The organism is Rickettsia peacockii str. Rustic (genome assembly GCF_000021525.1).
Classification (GTDB): domain Bacteria; phylum Pseudomonadota; class Alphaproteobacteria; order Rickettsiales; family Rickettsiaceae; genus Rickettsia; species Rickettsia rickettsii.
In genome coordinates this window covers 894783-914771 of record NC_012730.1, presented here as the reverse complement: position 1 = coordinate 914771, position 19989 = coordinate 894783, and the positions used below count along the sequence as shown (strand labels likewise).

Here is a 19989-nt window from a genome sequence, read left to right as displayed (position 1 = left end):
CATTATTATGAAAAAAATTATTTTTAATAAACAACGAGATTTTATATCAATTATAGCACCGGCGTCAAGCTGTCTAGATGCACAAGATAAATTAAAGGAAGCTATTAAAATACTAGCGTTGCATGGTTTTAAAACTTTAGTAGATGATAAGATTTTTTCAGGTGATGCATTGCCTTTTTTCGCTGCTTCTAAAGAGGAAAGGTTAAGAATGTTTAAAGAAGCTATGGAAAATGAACAGGTTAAAATAATTTGGGCTTTTCGTGGCGGATATGGATGCAGTGAATTTGTAGAAGATTGTTTTAATATAGAACAAAAAGGGGATAAAGTCCTGATAGGCTATAGCGATATTACCGTTTTGCATTTATTACTAAATAACCATTATAATATCCCAACTATTCACGGTTCAGTGTTAACTTCGTTACTACCGCCTACTAATCAGGATATTATGCCTATAATAAATGTTCTTAAAGGAGAAAAGAGTGAAATACAACTTATACCTATAAAGAAAATTAGTGAGGAAAATATAACAGGTACAATAACAGGCGGGAATTTAACGGTTTTAACTAAATTGATTAGTACTGGTTTGCAAATTCATTCTCATTCCTATGCTTCTTTATGTCATTCCCGTGGAAGCGGGAATCCAGAAAAAATAATACTGGATCCCCGTTTCCACGGGGATGACAATAAAATTCTATTGCTTGAAGACGTTAATGAAAAAGCCTATGCCGTACATCGTAATCTAGTTCAATTAAAAAATACCGGTATATTTGAATGCATAAAGGCAATAATCTTTGGTGATTTTACTAAAGGGGATGAGTTTGTAGAACAAGCTATAAAAAGTTTTTGTTTAAATCATATTCAAAATATTGGAACTTATAAAGCAGCAGGAATAGGGCATGGAGAAGTAAATCATCCAGTTATTATGAATCATGAAGTAATTATAAACAGTAATGTTTTAAGTTTTACTAGCCCTTTTGAAATAGTAGAAAACAAATGACAAATTCTATCAGAATAGGTACAAGAAAAAGTCCACTTGCTTTAATACACACTAATTTAGTTATTCAGCAAATCAAACAATTTTTTCCTGATATCAATTGTGAAATAGTGCCGATTATTACTAGCGGGGATTTAATCCAAAATAAACCATTATACGATATAGGCGGTAAAGCTTTATTTTTAAAGGAAATAGAGCAAGCCTTGCTTGATAAAAAAATTGACTTAGCTGTTCATTCTTTAAAAGATGTACCGGGTAGAATACCTGAACCGCTAGTAATAGCTGCTGTTTTAGAGCGTGAAGACCCCAGAGATGTTTTTGTTTGTCTAAAATATAAATCTATAGAAGAGCTGCCGCAAAATGCCGTAATAGGTAGCTCGGCAGTACGAAGAAAAGCATTTATCCAAAAAATAAGACCGGATTTAAAGGTAACGGTTTTTAGAGGGAATGTTGATTCAAGAATCAAAAAGCTAATGACCGGCGAAGTTGACGCAACAATTTTAGCATATACAGGTCTTAAAAGGTTAGAGGTGTTTAATCCGGAGTATTGCCATTTGATAGAGTATTCACAGATGTTACCGTGTATAGGGCAGGGAGTCATTGCAGTTGAGATTAGAAAAGATGATAATGCTATGCTTGAGATATGCAACCAAATTAATCATCTTCCCACTTTTGAACTCATAAAACCCGAAAGAGCATTTTTAGAGTATCTAGATGCTAATTGCCGCACCCCGATTGCTGCTTATTCACAATATCTAGATGCAAATCCTAGACATCTTTCCAAACTCGCTTATAGGGAGGTATTTGAAGGAAACACAGAAGCACTTGCCACCGCAGCGTACAAAAGCAATCGCACAGATGCGAGTACCGGATTGACGTACAAATTACCCCTAGAAGTAGAGTTTGGGAAGATGTATAATATACAAACCAATTTTATGCTCGGTAACCTTGATGGCAGTAAAATAACTTTCCATACCGAAACTACCAATATAAAAACTTCAACAGAAGCAGGCATAAAAGCCGCTAAAATGATGTTGGAAGCTATCTGTAAATAAATCTTAATCGATAATTTAATTCTTTTTTGCTGCAAATTATAAGATTTTTTTGAAATATGAATAACACCCTATCAAAAATCTTATCAATTTTTGCTAAAAAAGCTCTTTACTTGCTAATTACAATTTATTTACAGATAACCTCTTAAATCAACTAGATAAATAGATATTTAGGGAATATACTCCTAAAATATCTAAATTTGCAAGATATTATCATGACAATACAAATTGTAATAGTTGAGATTATATCTTACGTTTAGTAAAATAAATTAATTATTAAATGGAGATGAAAAATGAACTTAAATCAAAAAATAATAAAGCCAAAAATAGGGTTACTAGAACTAGCTAAGAGTCTTGGTAGCATATCATCAGCATGTAAAGCGATGGGCTATAGTAGAGATAGTTATTACAGATTTAAAGCACTGTATGAAACTGGTGGCGAAGAGACATTATATGAAATTAGTCGAAGAAAGCCAATAATAGCGAATAGAGTTGATCCAGCGATAGAGAAAGCAGTAATGGATATGGCAATAGAATATCCAGCATATGGTCAGCTAAGAGTATCAAATGAGCTTAAGAAGAGCGGTATACTTGTATCGCCTGGAGGAGTGCGATCAATTTGGTTACGTAATGATTTAAACAATATCAGTAAAAGACTTAAAGCATTAGAAGCAAAGATGGCTCAGGATGGTATTGTTCTTACTGAATCTCAATTACAAGTGCTAGAGGAGCGTCGTAATGAAAGAGAAGCTCATGGAGAAACTGAGACGCAGCATCCAGGTTATCTAGGATGTCAGGATACGTATTATGTAGGTAATTTCAAAGGTATAGGTAAGGTTTATTCTCAGGTATTTATTGATAGCTATACTAGGGTAGCTGATGCTAAACTATATACTGATAAAACAGCTTTAACTGCTGCTGATATGCTTAATGACCGCGTGTTACCATGGTACGAGACCCAAGGGATACCAATACTTCGTATTCTTACAGATCGTGGGTCAGAATATAAGGGGAATATAGAGCATCATGCTTTTGAGTTGTTTCTAAGTATCGAAGGTATAGAGCATACTACAACTAAGGCATATTCTCCCCAAACAAATGGTATGTGTGAGCGTTTTAATAAAACCATGAAACAAGAATTCTTTGATACAGCTATGCGGAAAAAGATTTATACAGATCTTGATGATTTACAATTAGATCTTGATATTTGGTTAGAGCATTTCAATAATGAGCGACCACATTCAGGAAAATATTGTTATGGAAAAACTCCTATGCAAACTTTTAAGGATAGTAGAAAATTAGCTGTTGAAAAGAATAATGAAATCTTGTATCTTGAATACGTCTCTGACAGTCAAAATTTAACTGACAATCAGGTGCAAAATTTATAGTGTCTGTAAGATCAAATCTTGTCTTCTACAACAGCACTGCAGCGTACATAAAAGTACGTGAGGATGCGAGTACCGGATTGAAGTACAAATTTACCTTTAGAAGGAGGTTATGCAAGAAGCCTATTAATACCTATCATTATCATCATACACTCCCCAAATTACTTTCTTGGAAATCCAACCTGTGTAATCCTTACATGTAATTTGGCAGAATTGTTCTTTACATTTTTTTAAACTACAACGAACTTTTGGCATTAATTTTGCTATAACTCGGCTTTTATGGTCTGCGGATTTGGTAAGTTCTATTTCCTTATCAGAAGTAATAACTACTGATCTTTTACCTGATAAAACGCTTGAATGTATCCAACCGCCTTCGCCGTTAATGTCACGTACTTGTCGCCATTGCTTGTACTCTGCAGTTATTTCTACCGGTTCGCCTTTTTTAACAAAAACCCATTCTACGGCAGATTTAGTAGTTGGTCCGCTCCTTGCATTTACTTCATTAGATTTTATTGAAACAAATCTCGGAATAGGCAATTTTTTATTATCGGCATTAATTGTTGTTGATAATATTACAATAATTAAAGTAATAAGAATTTTAATCATTATCTTCCGCTTCAGATAAAGCATCCTCTTTTTTTGCTATTATATAATTACCAAGCCTAAATTGTACTTTTATTCTATTAATTTCCTGCTCACTAATACCTATATTTTTTAGGACTGTTCCACCTATTTGTAATCCAGTCTCATAACTTTCTGGAATAATAGTTGTGGCACCTAAATCATAAAACTCTCTAGCATTTTTTAAATTTTTTAACTTAACGACAACCGGTATATCCTGATAATTACCACTAATTGTTTTAAGCGATTTCTTGATAGTTACTTGATTATTCATAGTAAGTATTATAGCGAATGCTCTTTCCGTACCTAATGCCTTTAGAGTATCGGCTTGCGATACATCACCTTTAAAAACCGGCAAACCGTTTGATAGCTCTTCTTTTACTCTATCATCATCTAAATCAAGTATTACGTAACTTATACCTTCCGCTTCCAAAACTCTTGCTACCATTTTACCGGTATTACCGAGTCCGGCAATAATAATATGGTTTGTTAAATCTCTTGCCCCAAGCTCAATCATTTGAGTCGGAGTTTTACCAAGTCCTTTATCAACTTTCTCAGCAATCTTTTGCCCTAAAGCTGCGAGTAATGGAGTAAGTGCCATAGTAAAAGTAACTACGAGTAATAATATATCGGCAGTACTTTCTTCTAATACTCCACTATCTTTACCTAAACTGAATAATATAAAACCAAACTCTCCACCTTGCGATAATAATAAGCCTGAATAAAAAGCAACTCCTTTATTAAAACCGAATAAAATACAAAAAGCCGTTATGATTAAGGTTTTTATACCTATTAAAGCAATAGATAAAGTAAGAATATGAGATATTTTTTCATACATTTCTAGGGCATCGATATTCATACCCACGGTCATGAAAAACAATCCTAAAAATAAACTTTTGAAAGGATAAATACTTTCCTCTGCCTGCAATCTAAATTCAGTTTCTGCAACTAATACTCCGGCAACAAATGCTCCTAGAGCTAAAGATAAACCAAATGTTTCGGTAGCCCAAGCAGCAGAAAGTACTATTAACAAAGTCATCGAAATAGGTAACTCGCTTGCATTATTACTTTCTGATGAAATGAATGAAAATACAGGACGAAGAAAAACACGACCGACAATAAATATTGTAAGTAAGGCCGTTACGGCTTTTAAGAGTGCAATACCAAGAGCCGCTGCAAGCGAGGCTTTATTGTTACCGGCAAGTAACGGAACTATCACAAGCAATGGCACTACGGCCAAATCTTGTAGTAACAGAATAGCTAAAGAAACTCTTCCTATTTGCGTTGATTGACTACGATTTTCCTCAATAACCTGCATAACAAGTGCTGTAGATGAAAGGGCCAGACCACCGCCGGTAATAATAGCCGCACTACTATTGCCGTCTATAAGCACCATTGCACCGGCAATTACTATAGCGGTTGTTAAAACTTGCAAACTACCGAGACCAAATACATATCGTCTCATAGCTTTTAATCGCTCGAAGGATAACTCAAGTCCTATCGCAAATAATAGAAATACTACACCAAGTTCACCTAGTAACTTAGTTTGGTCATATGTTACGATTTTTAAACCGTGATCACCTATTGCAGCTCCGGCAATTAAGTAACCAAGTACCGGACTTAATCTAAGACGCTTAAGTATAGCCACGATAAAAACCGCAGTACCGAGTAAAATTATAACGTTAATAAGAATATGATCGTTCATCTTTTCCAAATTTCTTCTAACTTAAAATGCTCCCGTACTTCAGGATAAAAAATATTAATTAAAATAGTACCTGCATCTATTAGTACCCATTCTGATTTACCAAGCCCCTCAATATTACTATTTATACCAGCATTATTTTTTAATTCTAAAGCTACATATTCAGCAATTGCTCCAACATTTTTAGTCGAACGACCGCTAGCAAATATAATATAATCGGCTAATTTATGTTTTCCTGTTAAATCAATTACCTCAATATCTTCTGCTTTTTTCTCACTTAAACATTCTAAGATAAATAATTTTAATTCTTCAGTTTCTTTTTTCATAATAATTAATAGAATGACATAATAATATTAATTATTATATGCATAAGAGTCGATTTTATCAATGAATGTTTAAAATTCTATAATAAAAATTCATATAAAGCTTTACTTTAAGCAAAAAAACTTTAATTAATACTTAAATTAATATTGATAAAATAATGGCAATATCTGTAGAAGAGTTAGAAAAAATACTTAAAGAATCATTTCCGAACAGTACAATGAAAATTACTGATTTAGTAGGAGATCAAGACCATTATGCCTTAGAAATATCAGATGTTCAATTTAATGGACTTTCTTTAATTAATCAACATAAATTAGTAAAAAACGCCCTGTCTGAAATATTAAATAAAAAACTACATGCAATTACCATAAAAACTATCGCAGTTCCCGAAAAATAATTACAAATATTAATATGATAATCCTTGTATAAATTCAACTTATTATTTAATTTTATGCAAACAGCTGATTATATAGTAATCCGCTATTCGGTGTGTAATTAAGAATAAGGATTTTAAAATCCTTATTCTTAATTGATGCGGGTTTTTAGAAGTTTACTTTAAATCTTAGCGTACCGGACTGGGCATGGTATTTTTTAGCTAAGTTCAGACTGTAATGCACTCCGTACTCCATTCTACCCTTCTTAATTACTGCACCTGCCCCTAAATCATATAGCATTTTAGTAGGTTTAGGTGCCAGTACCGGTAGAGGCTCATTAAGACCGTTAAGATCTGCAACGATTGCCGGTGTTTTACCTTTGAAATCGTAATTAATAAAGGTATGAATTTGCGGTCTAATTATGCATTCATCCTTATAGTAGGTTGTCTTAATTTCACCGCCGAGTATACCTTCAACCTTGTTATATTGACGTTTCTGAATAGTTAGGTTTTGGAAAGAAGTACAGTATTCCTGATAACCGGAATCTTTAATCTTAGTAAGCCTGATTCCTGCCATCGGTGCAAATGAAGTTTCTTTCCATAGATAATTATAACCCCCAACTACTTGACCGCTATAAAAAGTTGAATTATATTTACCGTGTGCTGTTTCATAACCGCCTATAATATTACGTAGTTCATTAGTTTTAATATCACTTCGTGCATAGGTGGTTACGCCTTCTATAAATAGGTTATTTATAAAGCTATATAAACCATATTATAGAGCCCATATTAGTTCCGACCTTAGTAGTATTGCCGGCTTTAGCATTTTACGTAACTTCGTATCGACTCTAATAAGCAGCACCCAGAATTATATTATCGTTTATAACGGTATCAATCCCGATTGAGCCACCGGTAGATTTAGCTTTATAAAGTCCGTTAAAGGCTTTTTGTACTGCCTTACCGTAATATAGGCTAGCCCATACCCCGTAAATGGAATTATTAGCTTTACTTTCATCAAGTTCACAATCACCGCCTCCGACAGCTACACCTCTCGTACGTGATGTAGCATCTTCTGCTGTAGGATTCGTAGCATTGTTATTTTCATCTTCAAGAGCCTTAATTCTCTCCCTTACTTTTTGATTAGCGATACTAGTATTATCTTGTGCAACATTAAAGCCGTCATTCGCTTTAGCACGACTTATTCCGCTACCTGAGCTTCCACCGCTACTTGTACCTGCAGAATTATCTCGGCTACTACCTATAGCCAGACATATCGCTACCGGAACTACTTCCCATGCCGTTACTATTATTAGCGGGAGAAACACCTGTTGCTTTAGGATTACAGCTATTACCGTATGGACTACTTACGCTGTTGGTTACACCGCCTTTAGTTGTACCTCCCAAACTAGAACTGCTCCCTTGTGCTGAAGAGTTACCGCTATTAGCAGGAGCAATACCGGTTGCAGCAGGACTATTATAACTTGAGCCACCGGCACCACTCTAACCACTAGAAGCCATTGATGGACTGTATACATCCGAACCGAAAACTGAACTATTGTAGCTTGAGCCACCTGTTGACGGACTGTTATAACCCGTAGTACCTCCAAAGCTACCGCCTCCTCCAGTTGATAACTGGTTAGCGCCTACGTTTGAGGTTGGAGTCGTTACGACCGAAGCATTTGGACCGTAAGGATTGCCTCCGACATTAGCAGGACCGTTAGGACCAAAACCACCGGTACCAACTGATGGGCTACCGCCGCCTGTACCAATATTATTTCCTGTAGTTCCTCCTGTACCGGGTCCGTTAGGACCAAATCCGCCTGTGCCTGTAACCGGAGTAGTCGGAGTATTATATCCTGCCGGATTGCTAGGTGTTACGTCGTAGCCGCCCGGAGTGGTAGGCGGAACATATATATTGTTAACTACACTACCGCTAGTTGGTGGCGGCTGTAGAGGGTTAAAACCTCCAACACTCGAACCGACGGAAGGACCCCATTGGGGTAATAAGCGGAGTAGTTATTCTATGTATTTCATTTGAAGGTCTTTGTAATTATAGGTAATAGATGTTCAACGACTTCTCATCTTTGCCCTACAAGGGTATTTACTATAACATTACCAACAGGAGTATTTATTAAAATTTTGATGATATTATCTATTGTTACATCTCCTGTTGGTTCTATCGTTAAAAGTACAAAGGAATTACCTGTAATTTGCCATCTGACAAAACCACCTTCATTAGCGGTTACATTAAACGGTAAGCTTACAGCATTACCAACTATGATATTACCTCCTGCCGTGGTGATGATAGGATAAGCACTACCTTGCCCAATAGCAAACGGATTATTTTGTGCAGTTAAAAATACTTTAATTGAAGAAACATTTGATAAATCAAAGGTACTACCGCTTGCGAGTACTATATTACCGCTATTAGCGTTGCCTGTTTGCCCTGCATTTATAGTATCATAGAAGACATTTATAATAAGCTCACCGGTAGGAGTAGCAGAGCCTGTATAAGTAACTTTATTATTACCAAGATCGAAAGTTATATTACTTCCTGAGATATTGCCCCCGACATTTACGCTAGTATTATCACAGGTAAACATCATTGTTGCTTGATCGGCAACTTATAGTATTTGCTCCTAAATCCGATGCAATAATAAAAGCGGTTTTCTTCGGTGCAAAAGTAATAGTATTAGTGCCTGTTACCGCTTTTTGTAACCATACATCATCATCGCATTTATGACTACCGCCATTAATCGGTGCTTGTACAAGTGCAGCATTAGTGTATTCCGCTGAAGAGTTGCTGCTGCTCCCTTTGAAGTTCTCTGAAACGATTTTTGTTTTGTAATGAAATTTTGTTGTTGCTCTTGGCACTTTAACACCGCCGACCGTGGCTGACGGAATGTCTAAACTTCTACTGTTATAACCGGTAAATACCGCTGATTTACCGGCATCAATAGTAATATCTTTAGCATAGGTATCCCCTTTTACCGTGCCTTTATTACTACTGAACTAGTTTAAGGTTTAAATTCTCACCGCCTAAATCATCGGTCAAACCATTATTAGCGTTAAATATTGCCGTATCTTGATTATTAGTCTTGGTTGTTATACTCGAGTAAAAATCTTCGCTATCGATTGTGATTTTACTGTCTACACCGTTGAACTGAACGGTTTTAAGGTGATTTGAGTCTGTGAACCTACCGAACCACTACCGCTAGCTCCAGTTGTTAAATCATTTGATATTGCAAGAGTATGGATTTTATTACCTGTGGTCGTAATTGATTCATTTATTATACTTGTATTATTAAGGCTTAAAGTTGCAGACTGAGCAGTAGTAAATGAAATCGAGCCTGTTTTCACGGTACCTTGAATTGTAACATCACCCCCGTCTATTTGAACTATATCGACCATTCCTTTAGTACCCTATACTACCGGAATAAGTAATAGCAGTAAATTCATCAAAAATCACCATGCTCTATCCTCAGGATTTAAAAGCAAAGAAAAGCTTGATCCTTCAGAAATATCTAAACTATTCGTTGTTCCCTTAAATTTTATGTCGCCACCATTTATTAATATTACATATCCTGCATTAATACCTCCGGTACAATTTAATACATCACCGCTAATAGTTATATCACCCACTTTTGAAGTATTGCTACCTATAGCTCCACTAACGCTGCTTGGACCGGTAAACATTAAATCCACAGCTTTACCACCTGTGATGTTAATACCACTGGTTAAATTAGTTGCTTGAGTAAACACTTATTACCCGTGTCGGTTCCTTGGATTTCAGCAATTGACATATTACCGCCGGCGTTAATCGTAACGGTGCTGTTGTCAACACCCGCTTTTAACATTGCAAGGTTCGTAATTGTATTCGTTGAGTTTCCATTACCGTCAACTGTACCTATAGTACCGTTAGTACATCCGGTACTTGTTATATTACCGGTAATAGCTGATGTTATATTATTTGCTATATCACTAGCAAATATTGCTACGGTACCGACATTATTTTGGAAATTCATATTACCGTCAATCTTTACAGCCCCAAGCTCGCTATTAATAGGACCGGAAGGAGTGGAGAAAAAAATTTGATCCAAACTTTTGATCCTATAGCAACTTTTGCAACAGATACGTCGATATTTGGGGTATTAAGAGCAGTTATTACCAGTGTTCCGTGCCCTGTAAGTGGTACTTTACTCACCGGATTTGCTTTTGTTCCGATAGCATACTTATTAGCCATACCATCTATTGTTAACTTGGTATTAGCATTTCTTGCATTTATCTCAACTACACCGGTATTTGGAACAACTGGCTCTATATTACCTGTTAACTCTATAGTACTGTTTTTGCCGCTAGCTACGGTAGTCATTAACTTTAAAACAGATGCGGGATTCACGAATGTAACACCTGGTGCATCTAATGGAAAATCACCGTTTAATGCATCAAGGGCATAAACGGCTGGTCCAGCATTAACCTCACCGATATTAATTTTGGCAATCTTAGCCGAGGTAAGTGATGCATCGGCAAAAACCCCGCCAGCAGCAATATTAAGCACTGCAGTATTACTCATATCAAGTCCATTTGTACCTAACGTAGCATTAGTACCAACAACGCCGACATTACCACTAACATTTATAACAGCAAGGAGGTTTGCCTTTGTGCCAAGAGTTTCATTACCCAAATTACCCTGCAAAGTTAACACAGTTAACACATTGTTATTAGGTATAGTACTAGAAGTACTACTTAAATTGACGCTACCGCCTCCACCGGCAAAACCATCGACACTATTCATAAAGGTAACTTGTTGATTTTTGCTAGTAGTTAAACCAAATACGGATTTAGTATTATTCAAATTAATATCACTTCCTAGCGTTAAAGCCTTGTTAGATACATCTATCGTAAATGCCGCGACTGCATTTCCCTGCCCGATATTAATTGTGTTTACCATACCTATACTTGAATCAGTAGCCGTTAAAGTAGTACCGGTAGTATAAACGTTTAATGTTCCTGTGTTCCCGTTTTTGATTTGGCTGTTAAGTAAATAACCTGCAGGATTTGCTCCCGAAAACTCTAAAACACCGCCATTGGTAAAATCCACGTTACCGCTTTTTGTAAGCGAGTCTTGTAAATTCGCCACAGCATTGTTACCAAGTGTTAAAGAAGTAGCGGATACACTTTTTTGCAAGATAACCGTTTTATTACCTGCTGCATTAACAGTAATTGCTCCAATATTATTTATGACTCCGGTAACGTTACCGCCTCCTAAAAATACTAAATTACTGTTAGTTGCTGCACTACTTGTCACTGCTGCTAAAGTACCGGTATCATTAACGTTAACCGTACCTGCAGACCCTTTAAAATCAGTCTGTCCTGTAATAACTGTTGTGTTAATAGTTCCGGCCCCGCCAAAAGTTGCATTACCGGTACTGTATATGTTCCTGTTCCGACAGTAACATTACCCGTAGTATTTGTTGTAAGTTGGCCTGCTCCGACCGCAGCATTACGCGTACCTACTCCTAAAACATTAACAATGCCGTTAACACCTCCGCTACTTGTTACTGCCGCTAAATTACCGCCCGCAACAAGGTTTATTGTACCGGCATTATTGCCTTGAACATTTAATATATTAACCGGATTTGTAGCTCCTACATTACCGATAACCGTACTATTACCGACAAAATTTAATATATTCACACCTCCTCCTAATGTATTATCTATATTACCACCGGTAGTCCCACCAACATTCTTACCATCAGCGATTGTTACTTGTGCGGCCGTACCGTTAAAATCTACATCAGAAATTATATCTTGCTAAAATCGTACTAACGAGTTCTGCGTAAATTGTACTAATCCTCCCGCGCCGGTATCCAATCCACACCATACGGCGTGTCTACTCCTATATTAATAGGCTGATACTGGTTCCCTATCTGAATAGTTTGGGCAAAGATGGTTCCTGTAATTGTAGCTGGAGTGTGATTTAGAGGAGCTCCTATCCCATCGGTTAAAAATTTGTTAAGCCTTATTGTCCCTCCTGTTCCATTACCGCTACCTGCATTAAGTGCAATTTCTCGGCTACCGGAAGCCACGTGTACTCTTAATTGACCATCTACATCATTTGCTGGAACTAGGTTGAAGCTAGCCACAAATTCTGCAGCATTTGGCGATTCATTACTTACGTCATAAGTAGCATTTTGGCCGCCAAACTTGATACTATGTCTATAGGTTGTATATCCATAACTTCATTAACGTAAAGACCTGCGGCTGGTGAAGTATCAGTAGCAAAATTAAGTAGCTTATTATTTGCAATATTAAAAGTTTTTGCCTTAATCCAACTTGGATGTTTAAATTGAAAGTCAGTGTCAATCTGTAATGTAAGATCTGCCTGGCCTTGAACAGAAGTTACTATACTACCTGGATCTGAGATAAAGGCGATTCTATTATCACCAGTAGGAGGAAAAAGTAGATGTAGCCTGAAAAATCAAAGTACTAGCTAAATCGTTAAAATTAAAGCTGTTAAAAAAGTATTCCCTGGTGCTTCTCCTGGTCCTGGAGCAACAGGAGGAACCACTGCAAGTACTTGTGCATTTGTAACTGGCGTACCTGTTAAAGTGATGTTTATAGCGTTAGGGACATCTACAACACGCCCGACATTTTCTTTAGTAAGATCAACCAGGTATAATCGGTCCAAAATATGTTATTTGGCACAGTCATTGTTGCATTATTAAAGGTATCTAAATATATAGCAGGAATTGCTGGCACATCTACAGTAAAATTATTTACTTTGCCAAGGGTTACAAATGAACCTGGTACATATGCTCCTACGCCAAAAGCACTACCATCAGCTACTGAGCCACCCCCTACTGTTACGATTCGGTTAGCAGTACCAAGGGCACTAACTAGTGCTAGCAAGCATCAATGCCGCAATTGATGTAAACATGCCTTTTTTTATTAAATTTTTTATCGTTGACTTGACATAATATCTCCTAAATTTGGGCTTAATTTTTCTAACTTATGATTTTGTTATATAAATAACATATTACTTTTAATTGAAAAACATTAATTAATACTAAAAATATCTATAAAAATACTTATAAATAAGGTATTTTCTATATAGAAAAGTAACTTATGATTACTTTTTCTTGTTTAAAATAAATTAAACTTTATGTACTTTTTATAGAAATTCGGTAAATCCGTATATAAAACTTAAGAAATACAAGGGTAAAACCTATCTATTTTAGCTTCTTAGTGAAAACCGCAAAACTTTATTAATTTTTGTACCTCTTATGTCATTCCTGCGAAAGCAGGAATCCAGTAATCTTTAATGTCATCCCGCAACTTGATTGCGGGATCTCAGGACACAGTCTGTTATACAAGATCGGGGTCAAGTCACAGTATAACAGCAAAAAAGACTAGATTCCCGCTTCCACGGGTATGAACATAAGGGCCATACAACAAAGCCGCAGGACTAATACAATGACGCTTAGAACCTAACAAAACCACTTTTTCTAGGTAAAATCTATAAATTTTTACATAAACAAATTGATTTGCTACGAATAATAGAGTATATAGTATAGGTATAATTAATTATCGGGGCGTAGCGCAGCCTGGTAGCGCATCTGGTTTGGGACCAGAGGGTCGGGAGTTCGAATCTCTCCGCCCCGACCATAAAAACATAAATTATAATGTCAAAAGACGATCTCATTCAGTTTACAGGTACAGTACTTGAACTTTTACCTAATGCTACTTTCAGAGTAAAGCTTGAGAATGAGCATGTAATTATTGCTCATACTTCCGGTAGGATGCGTAAAAATCGTATCAGAATATTACTAGGAGATAAAGTTATGGTAGAAATGACTCCTTATGATTTAACTAAGGGGCGTGTGATTCATCGTCACTAGTCTTTATAAGTATGAAGCAGAACAGAAAAAACCTACCGATTATATTAGCATCAAGCTCTCCTGCAAGAATTGAGTTACTAAACAGAATCAAAATTATCCCTTCACAAATTATTCCGGCAGATATAGACGAAACACCTAATTTGCGTGAATTACCCGCTCCCTTAGCCATAAGACTTGCTTACGAAAAAGCTATAAAAATTGCATCTCAAATAGAGGAATCAGCTATAATTATAGCTGCCGATACCGTAGCGGCAGTAGGTAGAAGAATATTGCCGAAAGCTACTACTTATGAAGAAGTCAAGAATTGTATTAAGATGTTATCCGGACGTCGTCATCGTGTCTATACCGGTTTATGTATTATCAAAAAAGAGAATGATCAGCTTACAGTTAGACAAAAAATAGTTCAGACTATTGTTAAGTTCAAAAAATTAAGTGATGAAGAGATTAATTTTTATTGTTCTTTGGATGAGGGAATAGATAAAGCCGGCGGATGTAAAATTTCCGGTTATGCAGAAGCTTTTATCTCATTTATTTCCGGCTCATATTCAAATGTTATGGGATTACCTTTATTTGAAACAGTAAATGCTCTAACTTCTTTAGGTTTTAGATGTTCAAGTATCATGCCTGCAAAAATGAATTATTGTCATTCCGCGACTTGATCGCGGAATCTAGTTAAAAATACTAAAATTATTAATATAATAATTTGTTTTTCTAGACCCCGTTGTCAAGCCACGGGGTGGCATTAAATGTTTTTGGATTCCTGAGATCCACGCACATAAATTACCTAGCTACTTAATTCCCAGGCTCATCCAAATGACTTCTCTCATAATTTTCATGACGCTCTTGAGCTTCAATACATAATGCAGCAATAGGTCGTGCTTCTAATCTTTTTATACCTATTGGGTCGCCTGTTTCTTCACAGTAACCATATTCCCCATTTTTAATACGTGATAATGCTTCTTCTATTTTACTCATTAATTTACAATATCTATTTCTACTACGAAGCTCAAAAGCTCTTTCTGTTTCATGAGTAGCACAATCGTTAAGATCGGATTCTTTTAAATTTGCTTCCTTTAAATGATTTAAAGTCTCTTGAGATTCCTTTAATAAATCCTCTTTCCATCTTAAAAGTTTTTGTCTAAAATATTCTAGGTGATTAGGACACATATATTCTTCATCTTGAGAAGGTTTATATCCCATAGGTAATTTAGGTGTTTCTAGCATATTAATATCTCAATATTAACTTTAATATATTATGTTTATAAGGTTTTTAAAATAATATATAACTTAAAATTAATGCAAGAAGATTATGAATATTAATATATTTTATTTTTTAATTGGATATGCGGTAGTATATACAGCTTCTAAATGCTTTATACTTGTTTTAGTATAGTTTTGTGTAGTAGATAGACTTTTATGACCTAATAGTTCTTGAAGAGAGCGTAAATCTGCACCATGCTCAAGCAAATGTGAAGCAAAACTATGTCTAAATGAATGAGCAGTTAAATGCTGCGGTAAACCATAAAAATGCTTTAATTTAATTAATTCACGATTAAATACCGATGGTTGCAATTCCTTACCCTGCTTTCCTCTAAATATGGGTTCATTATCACCTAACTTATACGGCAATATTTCTAAATATTGGGTAATTAAATTTTTAGCAATCGGTAACCACGGAATTATTCTTTCTTTACTACCTTTACCTATTATTCTTATAAATTCTAGATTTTGTAGATGAAGTTTCGTAATTGATAATGCTTCCGATATACGTAGACCTGAAGCATATATAAGGACAAGTAGGGCTTTATTTCTAAGTTCTACCCACTTAACATTCCCGTATTCTTCAATATGTTCAAGTGATATTACTACATCATCTTCCGATAAAGCTTTTGGTAACAATTTAGTCTTTTTAGGAGATTTTATAGAAAAAATTATATGACTATTTAATTGTGTTGTTTTCTCTAAAAACCTATAAAAATTTTTTACTGCAGATAAACCACGTGAAATTGAAGAAGCGGTAAAATTATCACAGTTACGTTTTGCAAGCCAACTTCGGATTAATCTGATATCTGCGGTTTTAATATGATTTATCGTTACAAGCTCTGAATTATAATAATTCATAAACTCAAGAAAATGCTTAAGGTCATTATTATAAGAAATTACTGTATGATTAGAGTAATTTCTTTGCAAAACGAGGTATTTTTGCCACTTATTTATTAATGCTTGAATTGATGTATCTAACATTTATAAAAACTTAACTATTTTTAATATTATTCTTAATGCTAACAATTATTGACTCATAATTTTATAAATGTGAGCATGAATTGAGGGTTTATGTTTACATATACGTAACCTATAAAACACAAAAAATTTTTTAGGATAATGAATAATGTGAAATAATACACAATTTTTAGATTTAATGAAATCCTATATGAATCCAGAATTTTATATGAGTTCTATGAAAAATACAATATCCCTAGTGTAGATCTTGCATCTATCACAAATGCAAAGAGCTATGAATATTCTTTTAATAACTAACCAAATTGCTACAAAAAGCATGCAATCTTTGCTTAAGAAAAATTCCGAAATTATACAAAATAATGTTAATACTATTTTGAATACTACTAAAGAAGCAACAACTTCTAAAGATTTCAAACAAGCTAGTGAATGTCATCAAAAATGTTTAAAATCTATTTATATCTTTTAGCTACTAGATTCCTGCTTTCGCAAGAATGACATAGTGGGAATCTCCTCTCAGTTGCTCGCCTTTCTGTTTAACCAATTTTGTAAATAAGATTCTGCTAGCTCCTGATCTTCTATAATAATTACATTTTCAGCATTACGTTTATCGGCAGCAGCCGTGAAATTAAACGAACCGGTTATTACTTTCTTTTTATCAATAATTATAACTTTATTATGAGCGATTCCCGGTACTTTATCTATATATACATCAATTTTTGCTCGTTGTAATTCATGTAATTTAGAAAATTTTTGCTTTAAATGACTACGATCAAGCAATATTCTAACCTTTACTCCTCGCGCTTGTGCATTAATAAGTGCAGTAGTAATTAACGCATCGCTCATACCGTATGCCTGCATATAAATAGATTCTTCAGCTTTATCTATCTGATTGGCTATAAACTTAGTACAACCGGCAGGCGGAGTAAAACATGTACTAACTTTACTTCTTGAAAGCTCTGAAATATTGTAATGCTTTATTTGCAGAGCAGATAAAGCTAATGATTTTTGACTTATTAGATTAGTAAAATAATCCGGATTCTGTCCATAAATACCTAAAGCAATTCCCAAAATAAAGGCAATAGATATTTCTATAAATTTATTATTTTTTCTCTTCATGACTTATTTATATTTTAGGCATTGCATAGATCGGCTTTTCCGTCATTGCGAGGAAAATTACAAAGTAATTGACGAAGCAAAATCTCATGAGATTGCCATGCAGCCTATGGCTGCTCGCAATGACGATTTAGTATCCCCACAAACAACACCTACTTCCTTACGTAACTTCCTGGAGCTTCTTCAATAACCTCTAGATTCTGATAATCTAAAGAATCTACTAGCTTATTATCATTATTTTTTATAAGCCAATTAAGCCAATAATTCCACCATGAGCCTTTATATTCCGTAGCTTTCATAAGCCACTCATGACTACTTAAACTTAAGTCGTCATTAAACCGATAATTATATTTAGCACTAGCGGGAGGGTTAACTACAACTGCTACATGCCCTGAATCCGTGAGACAAAAAATCTTATGTCCGTTTAATAATACGAAAAAAGAGTTACAATTAACTTTTCCAAGATCTATTTTTGTTCAGAGTACCTCTAAATTATTAGACTCTTTTAGCAAGTTATTGCAATATGTATTTTGTAAATATTCCTCATACATTTTTGCCAGCAAATTAGTAGAATCCGCATTCCAATATAGCAAATCAAAAGGCATCGGTTTTTTACCGAGTAAGTAATTATTGACAAAAAACGTCCAAATTAAATCATTAGCCCTACGTGAGGATCAAAAAATATGAAACAACAACGCCAATTTTTCAAATTAAACGAGTATACCTTATATCTTTAAACTATTCCACATACTATTAACCTTGTCGATAACTTCCTGACTCATTTCTATTTTTTTACCCCATTTTCTATTTGTCTCAGGGTATATTTTATCGGTTGCATCTATTCCCATTTTACTACCAAGGCCTGACTCAGGAGATGCAAAATCCAAATAATCTATCGGGGAATTATCTATAAAGCTCGTATCACGCCTTGGGTCGCTTCTTGTTGCTATTGCCCAAATTACTTCTTGCCAATTACGAACATCAATATCGTCATCTACAACTATAATAAACTTACTATACATAAAGTGCCGTAAGTAAGACCAAATCCCAAGCATTATTCTTTTAGCATGACCGGGATAGGATTTTTTAATCGATACTACCGCAACTCTATATGAACAACCTTCAGGTGGAAGCCAAAAATCGACTATTTCCGGAAATTGTTGCTGTAATATAGGAATAAAAATTTCATTTAATGCTTCACCTAAGATTGATGGCTCATCAGGCGGTTCTCCTGTATAGGTGCTTAAATATACTGGATTTTTCTTCATCGTTATTGCGGTAACCGTAAATACAGGAAATTCCTCAACATCATTATAATATCCGGTGTGATCCCCAAAAGGACCTTCAGGCAAATACTCCTCTAAACTTACATAGCCTTCCAGAACTATTTCACTATGTGCAGGTACTTTGAGGTCAATAGTTTTGCATTGTACCAACTCTACTTTTTTATTACCGAGTAAACCAGCAAAATTATACTCCGAGATATTCTCAGGTATCGGCATAACTGCTGCCAAAGTTACCGCTGGATTTGCCCCGATAACGATAGCAGTAGGAAAAGGTTCTTGTTTTGCTTCTTTCCAACGTTTATGATGCTCTGCTCCCCCCCGTAACTTTAACCAACGCATCAATAGCTTATTTTCTGAAATAACCTGCATTCTATATATGCCAAGGTTGTAATTATCGATTTTATCTTTTGTTGGACCTTTAGTAAATACTATACCCCAAGTAATTAAAGGCGAAATATCATCCGGCCAACATCTTTGGATCGGCAATATATTAATATTCGGTTTGTCAATGACGATTTCATGACAAGCTGCTTTTGATACGGTTTTAGGAGACATAGCAAATATACGCTTAGCAAGCGGTAACATTGACAATGTTTCTTTAAAAGATGCGGGTGGTTGCGGCTGTTTAAGGAATGCTAGTAAAATGCCAAGTTCTCTTAATTCTTTGGGTGACTTAAGTTTAAGCCCCATACAAATACGATTTATACTAGCATAAAGATTAGTTAGAACAGGTATGTCGGACTTAATGCCGTCGACTTTTATAACATTTTCAAAAAGTAATGCAGGTCCGCCTTGTGCTAATACTCTTCTACTAATTTCAGTAATTTCTAAGTCAGTTTTAACCTCAAGAGCAATACGCTTTAACTCACCGTTTTTTTCTAAAAATTTTAAAAACTCCGGTAAATCTTTAAAGCTCATAGTTTTTTTTGTTTATAATGTGCGGCTTATTTTATCGTCATTGCGAGCAGCCATAGGCTGCGTGGCAATCTCATTAAAT

The 19989-nt window shown here is 35.2% G+C and carries 28 protein-coding genes, 1 tRNA gene and 1 pseudogene; 9 read left to right on the top strand and 21 right to left on the bottom strand.

Going from position 1 to position 19989, the window contains the following annotated elements; translation table 11 throughout:
• Positions 1–7: 7 nt before the first annotated feature.
• The 3 genes from RPR_RS05390 (at position 8) to RPR_RS05380 (ending at position 3434) form a co-directional block, all read left to right on the top strand.
• Positions 8–997: an LD-carboxypeptidase gene (locus tag RPR_RS05390; protein ID WP_012736868.1), complete on the top strand. Its 990-nt coding sequence runs from the start codon at positions 8–10 to the stop codon at positions 995–997.
• On the top strand, positions 994–2049 hold the full coding sequence (gene hemC, locus RPR_RS05385; protein WP_012736867.1) for a hydroxymethylbilane synthase: 1056 nt from the start codon (positions 994–996) through the stop codon (positions 2047–2049). Before RPR_RS05390 ends, hemC begins: the two co-directional genes overlap by 4 nt.
• Positions 2050–2339: 290 nt before the next feature.
• The gene (locus RPR_RS05380) at positions 2340–3434 is read left to right on the top strand and encodes an IS481-like element ISRpe1 family transposase (RefSeq protein WP_012736866.1); all 1095 of its coding nucleotides are present in this window, start codon (positions 2340–2342) and stop codon (positions 3432–3434) included.
• Positions 3435–3557: 123 nt separating this feature from the next.
• On the opposite strand, the gene RPR_RS05375 is transcribed toward RPR_RS05380, so the two are convergent.
• Genes RPR_RS05375 through rsfS form a run of 3 tightly spaced genes read right to left on the bottom strand, consistent with a single transcriptional unit; the run spans position 3558 to position 6080 of the window.
• Positions 3558–4037, bottom strand: coding sequence for an SH3 domain-containing protein (locus tag RPR_RS05375; RefSeq protein WP_004997294.1), 480 nt, complete (start codon positions 4035–4037; stop codon positions 3558–3560).
• A complete protein-coding gene (locus RPR_RS05370; protein ID WP_012736865.1) occupies positions 4030–5757 on the bottom strand; it encodes a monovalent cation:proton antiporter-2 (CPA2) family protein in 1728 nt (575 codons plus the stop codon). Before RPR_RS05370 ends, RPR_RS05375 begins: the two co-directional genes overlap by 8 nt.
• Positions 5754–6080 (bottom strand): ribosome silencing factor, encoded by a 327-nt coding sequence (gene rsfS / locus RPR_RS05365; protein WP_004997291.1) that lies wholly within the window; start codon positions 6078–6080, stop codon positions 5754–5756. Before rsfS ends, RPR_RS05370 begins: the two co-directional genes overlap by 4 nt.
• A 155-nt stretch (positions 6081–6235) precedes the next feature.
• On the opposite strand from rsfS, the gene RPR_RS05360 reads away from it, so the two are divergent.
• On the top strand, positions 6236–6475 hold the full coding sequence (locus RPR_RS05360; protein ID WP_012151363.1) for a BolA/IbaG family iron-sulfur metabolism protein: 240 nt from the start codon (positions 6236–6238) through the stop codon (positions 6473–6475).
• Between the two features lie 145 nt (positions 6476–6620).
• Here the strand turns inward: RPR_RS05360 and RPR_RS05355 are convergent, their stop codons facing one another.
• The 3 genes from RPR_RS05355 to RPR_RS09180 all read right to left on the bottom strand — a co-directional run bounded on the left by RPR_RS05355 (position 6621) and on the right by RPR_RS09180 (position 7855).
• Positions 6621–7193 carry an autotransporter domain-containing protein gene (locus tag RPR_RS05355; protein WP_410526307.1) on the bottom strand — a complete coding sequence of 191 codons (573 nt, stop codon included), beginning with the start codon at positions 7191–7193 and terminating at the stop codon, positions 6621–6623.
• Between the two features lie 106 nt (positions 7194–7299).
• Positions 7300–7776, bottom strand: a complete 477-nt coding sequence (locus RPR_RS08235) for an autotransporter outer membrane beta-barrel domain-containing protein (protein WP_146603341.1) — start codon at positions 7774–7776, stop codon at positions 7300–7302.
• Positions 7706–7855 (bottom strand): hypothetical protein, encoded by a 150-nt coding sequence (locus RPR_RS09180; protein ID WP_228368818.1) that lies wholly within the window; start codon positions 7853–7855, stop codon positions 7706–7708. Before RPR_RS09180 ends, RPR_RS08235 begins: the two co-directional genes overlap by 71 nt.
• Positions 7856–8144: 289 nt before the next feature.
• Here RPR_RS09180 and RPR_RS05345 point away from each other — a divergent pair, with 289 nt between their 5' ends.
• Positions 8145–8336 carry a hypothetical protein gene (locus RPR_RS05345; RefSeq protein WP_085065715.1) on the top strand — a complete coding sequence of 64 codons (192 nt, stop codon included), beginning with the start codon at positions 8145–8147 and terminating at the stop codon, positions 8334–8336.
• A gap of 193 nt (positions 8337–8529) precedes the next feature.
• Here RPR_RS05345 and RPR_RS05340 read toward each other — a convergent pair whose 3' ends face one another.
• From RPR_RS05340 to RPR_RS09760, 10 genes are all read right to left on the bottom strand, one after another.
• A complete protein-coding gene (locus RPR_RS05340; RefSeq protein ID WP_187145813.1) occupies positions 8530–9054 on the bottom strand; it encodes a hypothetical protein in 525 nt (174 codons plus the stop codon).
• Positions 9041–9325: a hypothetical protein gene (locus RPR_RS05335; protein WP_085065714.1), complete on the bottom strand. Its 285-nt coding sequence runs from the start codon at positions 9323–9325 to the stop codon at positions 9041–9043. The genes RPR_RS05340 and RPR_RS05335 overlap by 14 nt, the downstream gene beginning before the upstream one ends.
• 276 nt (positions 9326–9601) lie before the next feature.
• Complete coding sequence (locus RPR_RS09175; protein WP_228368817.1) at positions 9602–9862, bottom strand: hypothetical protein; 261 nt, start codon at positions 9860–9862, stop codon at positions 9602–9604.
• Positions 9863–9916: 54 nt separating this feature from the next.
• Entirely contained in the window at positions 9917–10213 is a 297-nt protein-coding gene (locus RPR_RS05325) for a hypothetical protein (protein ID WP_085065713.1), read from the bottom strand.
• Complete coding sequence (locus tag RPR_RS05320) at positions 10189–10551, bottom strand: hypothetical protein (protein ID WP_085065821.1); 363 nt, start codon at positions 10549–10551, stop codon at positions 10189–10191. The genes RPR_RS05325 and RPR_RS05320 overlap by 25 nt, the downstream gene beginning before the upstream one ends.
• A complete protein-coding gene (locus RPR_RS09170; protein WP_228368816.1) occupies positions 10491–11759 on the bottom strand; it encodes a hypothetical protein in 1269 nt (422 codons plus the stop codon). Before RPR_RS09170 ends, RPR_RS05320 begins: the two co-directional genes overlap by 61 nt.
• 5 nt (positions 11760–11764) lie before the next feature.
• Positions 11765–12148, bottom strand: a complete 384-nt coding sequence (locus tag RPR_RS08630; protein ID WP_187145818.1) for a hypothetical protein — start codon at positions 12146–12148, stop codon at positions 11765–11767.
• 152 nt (positions 12149–12300) lie between these two features.
• Entirely contained in the window at positions 12301–12597 is a 297-nt protein-coding gene (locus RPR_RS05300; protein WP_187145780.1) for a hypothetical protein, read from the bottom strand.
• Positions 12598–12944: 347 nt separating this feature from the next.
• A complete protein-coding gene (locus RPR_RS09165; RefSeq protein WP_228368815.1) occupies positions 12945–13142 on the bottom strand; it encodes a hypothetical protein in 198 nt (65 codons plus the stop codon).
• Positions 13088–13363, bottom strand: a complete 276-nt coding sequence (locus tag RPR_RS09760; RefSeq protein ID WP_085065712.1) for a cell surface protein — start codon at positions 13361–13363, stop codon at positions 13088–13090. Before RPR_RS09760 ends, RPR_RS09165 begins: the two co-directional genes overlap by 55 nt.
• Positions 13364–14042: 679 nt before the next feature.
• On the opposite strand from RPR_RS09760, the gene RPR_RS05285 reads away from it, so the two are divergent.
• The 3 genes from RPR_RS05285 (at position 14043) to RPR_RS05275 (ending at position 15011) form a co-directional block, all read left to right on the top strand.
• A tRNA-Pro gene (locus tag RPR_RS05285) sits at positions 14043–14119 on the top strand.
• Positions 14120–14136: 17 nt separating this feature from the next.
• On the top strand, positions 14137–14352 hold the full coding sequence (gene infA / locus RPR_RS05280) for a translation initiation factor IF-1 (protein WP_012736864.1): 216 nt from the start codon (positions 14137–14139) through the stop codon (positions 14350–14352).
• Between the two features lie 11 nt (positions 14353–14363).
• The gene (locus RPR_RS05275; protein WP_012151371.1) at positions 14364–15011 is read left to right on the top strand and encodes a Maf family protein; all 648 of its coding nucleotides are present in this window, start codon (positions 14364–14366) and stop codon (positions 15009–15011) included.
• A gap of 133 nt (positions 15012–15144) precedes the next feature.
• On the opposite strand, the gene dksA is transcribed toward RPR_RS05275, so the two are convergent.
• The gene (gene dksA / locus RPR_RS05270) at positions 15145–15576 is read right to left on the bottom strand and encodes an RNA polymerase-binding protein DksA (protein WP_004997250.1); all 432 of its coding nucleotides are present in this window, start codon (positions 15574–15576) and stop codon (positions 15145–15147) included.
• Between the two features lie 102 nt (positions 15577–15678).
• Positions 15679–16596 (bottom strand): tyrosine recombinase XerC, encoded by a 918-nt coding sequence (locus tag RPR_RS05265; protein ID WP_012736863.1) that lies wholly within the window; start codon positions 16594–16596, stop codon positions 15679–15681.
• A 175-nt stretch (positions 16597–16771) separates the two neighbouring features.
• Here RPR_RS05265 and RPR_RS05260 point away from each other — a divergent pair.
• A pseudogene (locus RPR_RS05260) lies at positions 16772–17059 on the top strand (phasin family protein).
• A 47-nt stretch (positions 17060–17106) separates the two neighbouring features.
• Here the strand turns inward: RPR_RS05260 and pld are convergent.
• The 3 genes from pld to RPR_RS05245 all read right to left on the bottom strand — a co-directional run bounded on the left by pld (position 17107) and on the right by RPR_RS05245 (position 19910).
• Positions 17107–17709: a phospholipase D gene (pld, locus tag RPR_RS05255; RefSeq protein WP_012736862.1), complete on the bottom strand. Its 603-nt coding sequence runs from the start codon at positions 17707–17709 to the stop codon at positions 17107–17109.
• A 149-nt stretch (positions 17710–17858) separates the two neighbouring features.
• Positions 17859–18005 carry a hypothetical protein gene (locus RPR_RS08625; protein ID WP_014411112.1) on the bottom strand — a complete coding sequence of 49 codons (147 nt, stop codon included), beginning with the start codon at positions 18003–18005 and terminating at the stop codon, positions 17859–17861.
• 426 nt (positions 18006–18431) lie between these two features.
• Positions 18432–19910, bottom strand: a complete 1479-nt coding sequence (locus RPR_RS05245; RefSeq protein ID WP_012736861.1) for a UbiD family decarboxylase — start codon at positions 19908–19910, stop codon at positions 18432–18434.
• Positions 19911–19989 lie beyond the last annotated feature (79 nt).